This window comes from Sphingobacterium sp. UBA6645, assembly GCF_002455685.1.
Taxonomy (GTDB): domain Bacteria; phylum Bacteroidota; class Bacteroidia; order Sphingobacteriales; family Sphingobacteriaceae; genus Sphingobacterium; species Sphingobacterium hotanense.
In genome coordinates, this window is sequence record NZ_DKLH01000009.1 from 1 (window position 1) to 11,155 (window position 11,155).

10 protein-coding genes and 1 tRNA gene are annotated in these 11,155 nt (G+C 39.2%); 5 read left to right on the top strand and 6 right to left on the bottom strand.

Annotation, left to right across the window (positions count from 1 at the left end; genetic code table 11):
• Nucleotides 1–47 precede the first annotated feature (47 nt).
• Together B2400_RS01810 and B2400_RS01815 are read left to right on the top strand one after the other, a co-directional pair.
• Nucleotides 48–120 (top strand) — tRNA-Lys (locus tag B2400_RS01810).
• A 215-nt stretch (nucleotides 121–335) separates the two neighbouring features.
• A complete protein-coding gene (locus tag B2400_RS01815; protein WP_293930418.1) occupies nucleotides 336–1,628 on the top strand; it encodes a site-specific integrase in 1,293 nt (430 codons plus the stop codon).
• A gap of 253 nt (nucleotides 1,629–1,881) precedes the next feature.
• Here the strand turns inward: B2400_RS01815 and B2400_RS01820 are convergent, their stop codons facing one another.
• Together B2400_RS01820 and B2400_RS01825 are read right to left on the bottom strand one after the other, a co-directional pair.
• Entirely contained in the window at nucleotides 1,882–2,175 is a 294-nt protein-coding gene (locus tag B2400_RS01820) for a helix-turn-helix domain-containing protein (protein WP_293930419.1), read from the bottom strand.
• A gap of 121 nt (nucleotides 2,176–2,296) precedes the next feature.
• Nucleotides 2,297–2,713 (bottom strand): helix-turn-helix transcriptional regulator, encoded by a 417-nt coding sequence (locus B2400_RS01825; RefSeq protein ID WP_293930421.1) that lies wholly within the window; start codon nucleotides 2,711–2,713, stop codon nucleotides 2,297–2,299.
• 168 nt (nucleotides 2,714–2,881) lie between these two features.
• Here B2400_RS01825 and B2400_RS01830 point away from each other — a divergent pair, with 168 nt between their 5' ends.
• From B2400_RS01830 to B2400_RS01840, 3 genes are all read left to right on the top strand, one after another.
• On the top strand, nucleotides 2,882–3,352 hold the full coding sequence (locus B2400_RS01830) for a hypothetical protein (RefSeq protein WP_293930423.1): 471 nt from the start codon (nucleotides 2,882–2,884) through the stop codon (nucleotides 3,350–3,352).
• Nucleotides 3,353–3,565: 213 nt separating this feature from the next.
• Nucleotides 3,566–4,702, top strand: coding sequence for a hypothetical protein (locus tag B2400_RS01835; RefSeq protein ID WP_293930424.1), 1,137 nt, complete (start codon nucleotides 3,566–3,568; stop codon nucleotides 4,700–4,702).
• Nucleotides 4,703–4,760: 58 nt separating this feature from the next.
• Complete coding sequence (locus tag B2400_RS01840) at nucleotides 4,761–6,419, top strand: HEPN domain-containing protein (RefSeq protein WP_293930425.1); 1,659 nt, start codon at nucleotides 4,761–4,763, stop codon at nucleotides 6,417–6,419.
• A gap of 7 nt (nucleotides 6,420–6,426) precedes the next feature.
• On the opposite strand, the gene B2400_RS01845 is transcribed toward B2400_RS01840, so the two are convergent.
• The 4 genes from B2400_RS01845 to B2400_RS01860 form a co-directional block, all read right to left on the bottom strand.
• Entirely contained in the window at nucleotides 6,427–7,407 is a 981-nt protein-coding gene (locus B2400_RS01845) for a DUF5712 family protein (RefSeq protein ID WP_293930427.1), read from the bottom strand.
• Between the two features lie 10 nt (nucleotides 7,408–7,417).
• Entirely contained in the window at nucleotides 7,418–7,951 is a 534-nt protein-coding gene (locus B2400_RS01850; RefSeq protein WP_293930429.1) for a BfmA/BtgA family mobilization protein, read from the bottom strand.
• Between the two features lie 157 nt (nucleotides 7,952–8,108).
• Entirely contained in the window at nucleotides 8,109–10,625 is a 2,517-nt protein-coding gene (locus B2400_RS01855) for a UvrD-helicase domain-containing protein (RefSeq protein ID WP_293930431.1), read from the bottom strand.
• A gap of 295 nt (nucleotides 10,626–10,920) precedes the next feature.
• Nucleotides 10,921–11,155: hypothetical protein (locus B2400_RS01860; RefSeq protein WP_293930432.1), on the bottom strand; the 235-nt coding region annotated here is incomplete at its 5' end.

Here is an 11,155-nt window from a genome sequence, read left to right on the forward strand (position 1 = left end):
CTACCTTTGCATCACTTCAAACAACGAAGGGTACTACAAAAGTACAAGATTCCGTAGCTCAGCTGGTAGAGCAATACACTTTTAATGTATGGGTCCTGGGTTCGAATCCCAGCGGGATCACAAAAGGCGCTAGAGATAGCGCCTTTTCTCGTCTAAATAGCCGGAAAACCGCCATCAGGATAAATTTTTGAGTCATAATTTACCATAATTGGTTAATCGAAATGGTGCCCAAACTGGTGCCCTTTTTTGATTCGTAAATTAGGGCACCAGTTTTTGACAGTAAGTTTTGAATTGGATAATAAGAACATTTTCTAAACATCAAAAAATCAAAGAAAATGAAAAGCAATCAAAAACTCACGGTGCTATTTTGGCACCGAAAATCAAAAGCCGACAACAAAGGCCTTGCCCCGATCTTCTGCAGGATTTCCATTGACGGCTTCAACGTCGAATTTTCCATCGGGAAAAAAGTCAGTTTTGAGCATTGGGATCCATCCTCAAAACGTGTGATTTCAGGAATACAAGCTAAGCAGATCAATAAGCGGATCTCCGAGATCTCAACCGATTTAGATCGTCATTTCGCCATGTTGCAACTCCAACATGCCTATGTCACACCAATGATGGTCAGAAATGTATTCTACGGTCTGCCTGCTGATCACAAAAAAGGGAATCCAAAACAAATCCGAACGGTCTCCTGCAACCTTTTACAATTAACCGAAAAATATATTGCGGACTTCCAGACGATGGTTACAAAAGGTCTCCGTTCGGCGCAGACGCTTCGACAGTGGAGAGCCACTTACAACAAAATTCAAGAATTCGTCCAACATGAATATCGGAATATGGATATTGAAATAAAGGAAATTGAATACTCTTTTGCATCTAGATTTTATCGTTATTTGACCATAGAGCGGGAAAGAGTCATTGGGGAAGCTGCTGCAAAAAAACAGATCAAAAACACCAAACAGATTTTGACTTTGGCGGAATCCGAAGGATACATTGAAAAAAATCCGATCCAAAGATTCCGATGTGGTGGTGACGACACGGACATCTTGCCATTAGAATTCGAACAGGTCAGATCCATCTGGGAAAAGGAAATTTGTCTAAAGCGCCTTGAAGAAGTTCGTGACGTTTTTGTTTTTCAGTGCTTTACTGGATTCGCCTTTCAGGATGTCTATGCTTTAAATGTTAAACACATCCTAAATATTGGGCTTAAACAAGAAAGCTGGATTATCAAGGAGCGCGGTAAAACAGGAGTACCAGAAATGGTTCCAGTCATGCCTATAGTCGAAGAGATTATCGAAAAATATAAAAACCATCCCTGTAGAACTGTTCTGGGACGCCTGCTCCCTGTCAACAGCAATGCTCGATATAATGGATACCTTAAAGAGCTTGCAGTCTTATGTGGTCTCGATAGGGAGCTTAATACACACCTTGCTAGACATACCTTTGCCGACATGATGTTAAATGTCATGGGGTTCTCCCTAGAGGAGGTCAGTAAAATGCTCGGACATCGTAGTATTCGTACCACGCAACGGTACGCGAAAGTCAAAAAGAATAAAATAAGCAATACCTGGGAAAACGTAAGAGAAAAAATCTTTACCCCCGAGGGAAAACTCCGTACGATTTCTTAGGAAATAAAAACCTCCTAAAAGATAGTTTTTAGGAGGTTTTTTCAATTTTGAATTCCATCATGTCTTGCTTATTATCCAATTCCACGCGAGAGCTTTCCAGTTGCTTAGCAGGTTTCCGTAGGAATTCATCCAGTTCCTCTCACTATAATGATCAAAAAAACTTTTTGCAACAAGTTGCGATTGCCCCTTCTCTAAAAAGTAAATTTTTACATATCGCCATTTTGGGGGAACGGCACGTCCGAGGCCACTCATCTTACGATCGACATTTAAACTGATTGTTACTAAAAAGACTTTGTAAATCCTCTGGATCATAATAGATGTTCCCTCCTATTTTAGTGTATTTGAGTAAACCACTTTCCCTAACAGCCTGAAGCTTCCCAGGAGAAAAGCCCAATAGGGCTCTGACCTCTGCCGATTTCAACCACCTATGAACAGGTGAATTTAAATTACGCTCGGTTCCAATCCGCTTAATACACTCTAAAATCTCGGATTTTGCAGTCTCTAGGTCTTCGATCGTGACGATCTGATCTTTCCTTAAATTTCTCATATTGTTCTAATTAAGTTTCCATTGAAAAATCAATTTAGAACGAAAAAATGAGATTAACATCACCTCTGCAAAAGTGTGCATAGGATGGCCGACTGATCAGAAAAGCTAAAAATTGTTGTATTTACTTATTTCGCAGGAGCTCTTCTAAATAAGTAGCTTTATCTTTCTCGGCTTGAAGTAACCGTTCATAAAGGCGTTTGTTTTCCTCGTGTGCTTCAATAAGTTTGTCAACTGGATTAAAAGTCGGATGAATATTAATTGCATGTAGAGTGGACGTGTCGTGACTCGTGAATGTGTTATTGATAATATTGAACACAGCTTCCTCACTAAAATTCTCGATGGCTTCGGGAGTTACCCCTAAGATTTTGGCTAACTGAGCTAAGAGATCTGACTCGATCGTAGCACTTTTCTCAATATTAGATACTGTCTGCTGACTTACGCCCAATTCCATTGCCAGAGCTTCTTGTTTCATCCCCCGCAATTCACGAATGCGGCTGACTTTTCTTCCTATATGGTTTGTCGTGTTAGTTGTACTCATAAGTCCAAAGTTAAAAAATATTCACCATTCAAGTTACGAATTATTCTCAGATGGTACAAAACAAGATAAGCGTTGTAGGATACAAGCTACTATGGTTTTTTACAACCGTTTTTGGTTCGCTACGTAGCTCAGACCGTGTTCATTTGTGTAAACCAAAATACACGGGATATGAAGAAGAAAAAGAAAGACCGGATCGTAACGGTAGACATGTACCACCAATATGCTGAAATTGATGAAATGTATTCCAGCAGACCTCGAGAGGTAAAATTGAATATTCCATCAAATCTCCGAATGCTATGCGCCATACTAGAGGTCGAGGTTGAAAAATTGCTCAACGATTTTATTTGGATGTTGAGCTATTCCCATCATGATTCAGCTACCAGTAAACAACGCAAAATCGCCAAAAAATTCTTTCTGTGCTGCAGATTTGGCCAGCCGTTCTATACCAAAAAGCAGATCATGCAGATGTTCAATGAATTAAAATCACAACGGAAAATCGATGAGACCGTTGGCACTATAGATTATAAGGACAGGGAACTGTTTTGGAAAAACAAACATATGTATATGCAGTATTGGTTCAAACGTTGGTTTGAAATGAACAGACACAAAGGGGACGTTTCGATATTGGAGGAATACTAGCCGATAAGCATCAGTGCTTTCAACAACCTATTTGAAAGATCTCGTTGAAAGATATTCCTATTTCGAAAAAGACTTTTTTAGTCTTATAAAGGAATATTGAAGGAAGTTTAGATTCGAATGCTTTATACATAATATAATTGCGCACACATAGCCATTTATCTCACCAATATGTCTCAGCCGATTGAGAGAAATAATTGATTAAAAATTGACATTATGCACCGTGTACATTCTAATAATGACTATATCGTTCTATTGAATGATGCTGAGATCCTCAATCCTTTTGATGCCCTCGCAAAGATTTTGAAGAAGTTCCGCTCTGTAGAGCGTGCGTCGGATGAACTTTATGAAATATTAATCGCATCTTTCCGTTCCGGCCAATGGAAAAAACACGAATCTCCACTCCTGCTTTATAAGAAATTCAGACACATCATCAAGTTGATCGAGGTTGCCTGGCTCATCAACAAGAATAGAAATGATCTTTTCTCAGATGATCTAATTCCCGCGTACGCCACATTGCAGGGCGGTGAAGAAAAGAGCTTGTGTATCCAAGATGAATTTTCAAGCGCATTACTGAACTTAGAAAAGATCTTTTGCTCGAACGCAATGCGCGTTCTAAAATCTGTCCTTTACGAGTTTTTCCTGCTAGGGCTGGAACCAAGCTACATAGAGCATCTAGACCTGGAGCTCCAGAATGTGGAGGTATTTCGGTCGATAGATCAATTGATTAACACCGTTTACAAGTTACATGAACTCTCTTCTGCCTTGCAAGGGCCCATTTTTAACCGAAGTACATGGCACGAGTATCTTAAAGAACATAAGATGCGCGATACGATATATGATTATGATTACGGTTTGGACGAAATCTTTTATCTAACAAGCAAAGACAAACTACTATCTGGCATCTCCATTTCGATAGAAATACTAAATGCTGAAGGTTATTGGAAATCGCACGAACATCCAGGCAACATTATCCCTTTGTTTTACGAATACCTGTTTCTGATCGACGAATTTTGGCGAACCTGGCTTGGAGCATTGGAAGCAAAAATCGACCTGTCGGTGCCGTGGAAATACCCCAAAAACGTCCAAAAGTCCTTAAAAAGCATTAATCGGCTAAATCTAACGCATGCATGGACTTTCCTTGCAAATAAATTCGCAAAAAAAGATATCACTTATTGGTACAAACTGTGGGAAGGTTGTCTGCAGACCCTGCTAAGCGACAGCCCCTGCCCACAAAGAAAAATGAGATCATATTGTTCGATGTTAGAACTGATCGAAGGGATGATCCATTTGTCTGAACTTGTATGCTTTATGTCTTGGGAAAACCCCTTTGATGAAGAAACGTACCTATGAAATTATAACAGTCGACCAGAGTGAAAATAGTCACAACCAAACTTAATAAAAAAAAGTTATGCAGCCATTAAACGAATACCAGACCACACAACTAGAGCGGTTGACCGCTCTATTAGTATCTTGTTTTTCGATCGAAGCGATCTACATCCGACCATCGTTAAACAAAACGCCCACTTATAGCCTCATCATCATTCTATGTGATAAATACCACCGTATTCTAGGAGAAATCGTGCCCAAAATCAAAAGCAAGATCAGGGAGTTCAATAACTTCGAACCAATCTGCTTTTCCTTGAAACACACAAGGAAAAGAATAGCCGAGGGGAATCTATATTTAACGGACAATTGTAAAGCTGAATATAGAGTTTATCCGAAGTCAGCAATTGCCCTAGAAGAAGAAATTCCGACGCAGCAAGAATGTATAAGTTCAACGCGCTTGTTATGGGAGCGACAGTTCTTAAAGATCACCGAATTTGCTGAGGGATATCATTATCTGAAAAGCAGGCGAAAATACACCTGTGCAGCTTTTATGCTACATCAGTCTATGGAGCTCACCTACAAAGCGATGGAGATTCTACTGATCTCAAAAGAGAGAATTTCTCATTCCATCAGAAATCATCATAACTATCTAATGGAGTTGACACCGTTATATAACGAGCTTTTCGATCAGAACGATGAGGAAGATATTTCATTACTGGAAACGCTAATCGAGCTATACCGAGCCTCGCGTTATGAAGAAAGTTACGAGGTCAGGCTTAGTACACTCGATAAGCTTGAATTGAGGATGGTAAAGCTACATGCGAACGCCAACTATATTTTTAAGCAAATCGTTGATTGTCGATCGGAGAACATCTTGCGCGAGGTAGATTTGATTCTTTCTAGCTCCGATCCTACCACTGAGGTTATCCAGACTGAACTTCCTCAACTGATTGTCCAACAGATTTCAGAAAAAATCCAAGGGGTTCTCCAAATCTTTAGGTTTGGTTACCGAAAAAGTAAAAATGAAATCATTTACAACGTATTGCATCCAGGCAGCAGTGAGCTAATTCAGCATTTGGATCTTCTAGTGGTCACGGAAAGTGACCAGAAAAAACATGTATTTTCATTGATGGCTTCCTTGAACCAAGATCCAAAATTGAGCATACAATTATTGAATTTTTCTAAAAATCAAATTCAGCACGGTTTAAGCAAAAACCACAAGTTTTTCCATAGGATCTTAATGGATCAGCTAAATCTTCTGTTCGGCAGTTCGATAGCGTGGCAGTTCCATGGAAATGTAGGAGAACGGTCTCCAGAAGAAATGGCAGCTAAGAAACTTATTCTAAAAAATCGAATAAAGAACGCGCAGGCTTTCTTTAGCGCAGGCAAATTTCTTAAGGGGGCAAGTCGGTTTACCGTCAAGCTCGCTCTATTTAACCAATGTTTGGAGCAATGCTGCTTAGGTTTGCTCTCTTCCACTTTGGATATCGTTCCCTACTCCAGCAAGCTCAATCAACTCTTTTTGCTTAGCGATAGCTTTTGGGAATTCCCACGAGAGATTTTCCCTAGAACTTCTCAAGAGGAACTCCAAAGCTTTCAGCAACTTGTAGAAGCACCTTCAGTATTGAAATTTCGTTCCGTTCATACCAATCCTGATATTTGGATACACTTTCTTGAAGAAAAGTGTGAACGATTTCTCGAGGAGTGTGAAACGATATGTAAAACAGAAGACTTTGTTTAAATATCCATTAATACCTGCGGCGCTTTCGAGTCAATCTTGTTGCCACTCGATGGCCCCATATCAAACCGCGCAGAAAAGATGGCAATCGTTGGTGTCGCAATAATCTTCTACGTTTTAAATACCAATGAAGATTATTCAAGATTTTCACAACTGAACGGATAGAGTCGGCGCTGCTTCTATGCCGGAATGCGTGACGATCGATTTCTTGGATTATCTCTCCAGCATTGCTGGCGAGAACCGCAAACTGTGAAACCAGTTTTCCAACTCCAGCGTATTTAATATTCGTCGACCTATCCCCCTTCTTCACCGCATTACTGTAGGCCAAACTATTTTGGTAAGATCGCTCGAATCCAAAAGATTCGTCAAAGACGTCCTCCCCGCTTCGCTTAAATGCAAATCTATCGAATTGACCCATTTTCTGCGAGTGAACTTGGTTCTTGCCACGGGATGTATTTTGCGGACTTAACTTAATGGAATTGGTTATATCTTTTCTGCTAACAATGATCTGAATGTGATACTGCAAGCCTTCTTTTCGATCCCCTGCCTTTTTAGACCCATCTTTGACCTGTTTATCTTTGTAACTATAGTATCTAAATTTTTCAACTTTCCCGAACCATAGCAGATCTCTGTTGGAAGTCACCCCTTTGCGCTTAAAATTCTTGGCATATTCGTCCATCATTATAATAGCATACTCTTTTAGCTTTTCCGCAACCTTTTCCTCGCCAAACCGTTCTTTTAAGTAAGACAACTCTTTTTGGCTGGGACTAAGATTGACCAAATAAAACTTACCATCTATCTTACTTAGCTTTGCGACATTAGCGTCAATGGAACTACGTACTTTGAAAGGTGCAATGATGTTCGAGGATTCATTGAACCAAAGTTCCTTTGAAAAGCCTACCAGCTTATTTTCCTTTTCCAAATAATTGACCAACTGTGCACAACTCCCAGTATTCCCGCCCGTTTCAGATTTCGTAATGTTGATGAACATGGCTCACGTATTAAAGCTTGAACAAGGCTTCCAAGGCATTTCTACGAATTTCTTCTTTGCTTGTAGCAGAAGCATTCCATCCTAGCTTATCACGCGAGGAGATATAGGATTCGAAAATGAGCTTGAAACGAGATTTCAATGTATTCTTATCTAATGAGCTGTTGGAAAATTCCGCAAACATTTTCATATAGCGTTGTTGCAACTCATTGATTTGGCCTAACTTTTCTGCGAAGTTTTCCGATTGGTCGAGTACCATGTTAATTGATGCATCCAGCCGATCTAGAATCTCGTATTGTGGTATGATCAGATCTTTTTCCTGCTGTTTTGAAAAAGCTATGATCCGTGAAATACCAGAGGCTATCTGCCTTTTCAATAATTCATCATTTAGATCTACCGGATCCTTCTTGGTATGATAGAAATAGTCCACCGTTTGGCAGATAATCATTTTCTTCGAACGTCCTAGTTTAAGAGAAAGTTTAGAAAGCTTTTCGTCTGTAGCAATTGGGAAACGTACAGACTTTGTTCCATCTTGAATATTGTCCATGCTGCGTACTGATTTGTTAACAGCATAATTTATCAAGGCTGTTTAAGCTTGGCAAATGCTTAGCTACCATTTAAATAGTATTGAACAGTAATGATTCAATTATTTATAAGAACCTGTTCTTTTTCAAAGGTATAATCATGCATTGGCGGATAGAAACTTAATTTTTCGCATGCTTTTTAATGGTGTTTGTGCACCTTGGATAATTTGTGCAGCCCAAGAAATCTCCATATTTGCCTTTCTTAAGTAGCATAAATCCACTTTCGCACCTGGAACAAAGAAGGTTGCTACTTAAAATATCCGTAGTTTTGAAAGTTTGCGCACACTGAGGAAAATTCGAACATCCAAGAAATTCACTCCCATCTTTTTTCCCCTTTCGAACGACAAGTTTACCCGTCTTGCAATAAGGGCAGTGAGTAACAGATACCATTCCATTGCTTTTGGTCATCATAAAAGCCAAATCCCTGCCTAGCTCTTCAGCAAATTGCGATTTATCATTTGGACAAAGCATAACAACTTTATTTTTTGTCCTGGTCAGTGCTACATAAAATAAGCGCCTTTCCTCGGCAAAACGAAAATCTTCAGTATCGCTCAACAACAATGACAATATTGGATCATCAGTCATCTTGTTGGGAAAACCCAATAAATGATTTCTAACATTCAATATGATGACATTATCAGCTTCTGTGCCCTTGGACTTATGAACTGTCAAAAAGTGAATGTCGACATCCTCAAAGCCCTTTACAATCAATTTGTTCGTTCGCTCATTATACTGTACGCTGTCCCCCGAATCTACCTTGATGAGCTCATTGATATCGAAGCTATGTCTTCCTAAAACCAAGATGGATTTTCGCTCATTTTCATCAACTAGCCGTTGGACCTCTTGTAAAAAAACATCAACGACTTGGCCTTCATCGTAGGGGACAAATCTAATGGGATCCTGAATCAGAGGCTTCTTCGATCTGGGGTTCTTAGCAAGCTGGAGTTTATTTTTCTGTATAAACCGCGCACTGATATCGATTAGCGACTGCGAATTGCGATAGGTCTGTTCAATAAGCAATTTCTCATGCTTGCCAACGAATTTACCAAAATTGCTAAATAAAGAGACATCGCTTCCAGCAAAACGATAGATCGATTGCCAATCATCTCCTACGCAAATAAGTTTAGCATTAGCTTGTTTTCGTATTTCTTTGATCAAATTGAAACGAGCGAAAGAAATATCTTGATATTCGTCAATAATGATATACTTGAATGAATAATTTGGTTTGTACTCTTGGATCAGGTCAGTGGCTTTATTGATCATATCGTTATAGTCAATCTCGATCCGCTCTTCCAAAATACTGTCATACTTCATTAGAATAGGCATGACAAAGCGAAGGAACATCGTTTGACGCTCAAACATAAAATCACTGGACGAGCTTCGGCTGTCGTACACGAGTTTCTCTATTCCATGACAGTCAAGCCTTTTGGATTTGCTCAGATTGATAAAGCTCTCAATGAGCTTGATAATTTCTTGACCAAAGTTGTTATTATTCGATATAATTTTTGAATAGATTGCCTGCGGATCCCTCGGCTTAAATTCTACGCCGTGGTTTTCAAGTAATGTCGTCAGTTTTTCTATTAATACTTTGTCACGATTATAATAAGAATAAGTTTCAATTAGTGTGGTGCCCTTCTCCTTATGCAACGCTCGTTTGAACTTCATTTCCTCCACGTATTTCGCCGCATTTAATGGAGAAAGCCATTTGGCGTTATTGTGCTCGTCAACACCAAAGTGTTCTAGGTATATATCTTGCTCTTTCAGATAGAAATCTGGCCGGTACATGGTTTCACCATATGGATAAGGCTTTTCGTACTCATAGTCAATACCATTCAGATATAAAAAATTGGCAATAGTAAGTTCCTCTACACTATTAACCCGTTCTCCTTGAAATGTGTCTAAATTCTGCTTTTCAATTTTATTCAGGGACTCACACTTTGAGCGGATCGTCTGAAAATCTAGACCTTTCTCGGCATCCAATTTTTCACCAAGCGAATCATAACTTTCAACATCTTCGGGGATGTTCATATAACACGCGATATACTGAATAAACGCTTCTAAAGCTTTAGCATCCTCAAAGATTTCTATCTCCAAATACGTTTTAATAACTCCCTCTAATGTACGTTCATTCGTGACTGCAGGCACCTCTGCATAGTATTTTTTTATTATATCATAACCCAGCCTATGAAACGTAATAGCTTTTACAACGAGGTTGATTTTTTTAAAACGTTCATTCAGTTCATCGACCGTTTTTTTTGTGAATGACAACAGCAGGATATCTGCTGGATTGACATTTTTATGTTCGACGAGGTATTTTACTTTCGCTAAGATCGTTAGCGTTTTACCAGACCCAGCCCCCGCAATAATCAAATTTGAATACTCATCAGTCAATAATGCCGTGCGTTGTTGGTCATCGAGGGCTTTACCTTCAATGTTATCGAAATAACGTCGTAATCGCTCTTTTTCTTTGATTATGTAATTCTGATTGAAACGCTTCACATATTCATCGAAATCCCAAAAAATATCATTGAATCTCTTAACCGCGGGTTCTTTCTTGTAATAGTTTGATCTATTCTTAAAAAACCTGCCAGCGCTTTGGTAGGTTGACTTAAAATTATTCCGCTTCACCCAGGTCATATAATCGCTATATGTTTCTGTCGCAACCAAAAATTCTTTTGCGTTATCTAAGTGAGTTAAATAGGAAGCGCGCTCATACCTTTTTCTTTGTAAACGCAGAGTTATCAATAAAGAAACAACTGCGATCAGAACGAGCAAGCTACTAAAGACAGGTATCATATTGGTACTAATTATTGTCTAAATGGATCTGATGAATACAAATCGAAAATTAGCAAAATTATTTGGAATAGGTTCGATGTGAAGCTATGTCAGAACATTTATTAATAACTACTACATAGTTTCCTGATGTTACGCGCTAAGCCAGAAGAGCAGCTTGATATATTGCGTTTTTTGAAGACCGATTTACAAACTGAGTTGGGATTAATCCCTGAATAAAATTGCGGTATACAGCAAAGTATACTGTATATTGAGAAATTCTATTGAAAAAGAGCACAGAGTATCCCTGGAGGATACTCAAAATCTCATTTGCAGCGCAATGAGGCAAGCAAGTAGGGCTCTGCCCAACTTCCGCTTGCTTGCTTGCTTGCTTG

What these genes read in the sequence shown, in the direction of transcription:
- B2400_RS01855 (WP_293930431.1), bottom strand. Translation starts at nt 10,625, where the DNA reads ATGACCTGGGTGAAGCGGAATAATTTTAAGTCAACCTACCAAAGCGCT.
- B2400_RS01830 (WP_293930423.1), top strand. Translation starts at nt 2,882, where the DNA reads ATGAAGAAGAAAAAGAAAGACCGGATCGTAACGGTAGACATGTACCAC.
- B2400_RS01815 (WP_293930418.1), top strand. Translation starts at nt 336, where the DNA reads ATGAAAAGCAATCAAAAACTCACGGTGCTATTTTGGCACCGAAAATCA.
- B2400_RS01835 (WP_293930424.1), top strand. Translation starts at nt 3,566, where the DNA reads ATGCACCGTGTACATTCTAATAATGACTATATCGTTCTATTGAATGAT.
- B2400_RS01825 (WP_293930421.1), bottom strand. Translation starts at nt 2,713, where the DNA reads ATGAGTACAACTAACACGACAAACCATATAGGAAGAAAAGTCAGCCGC.
- B2400_RS01840 (WP_293930425.1), top strand. Translation starts at nt 4,761, where the DNA reads ATGCAGCCATTAAACGAATACCAGACCACACAACTAGAGCGGTTGACC.
- B2400_RS01820 (WP_293930419.1), bottom strand. Translation starts at nt 2,175, where the DNA reads ATGAGAAATTTAAGGAAAGATCAGATCGTCACGATCGAAGACCTAGAG.
- B2400_RS01850 (WP_293930429.1), bottom strand. Translation starts at nt 7,951, where the DNA reads ATGGACAATATTCAAGATGGAACAAAGTCTGTACGTTTCCCAATTGCT.
- B2400_RS01845 (WP_293930427.1), bottom strand. Translation starts at nt 7,407, where the DNA reads ATGTTCATCAACATTACGAAATCTGAAACGGGCGGGAATACTGGGAGT.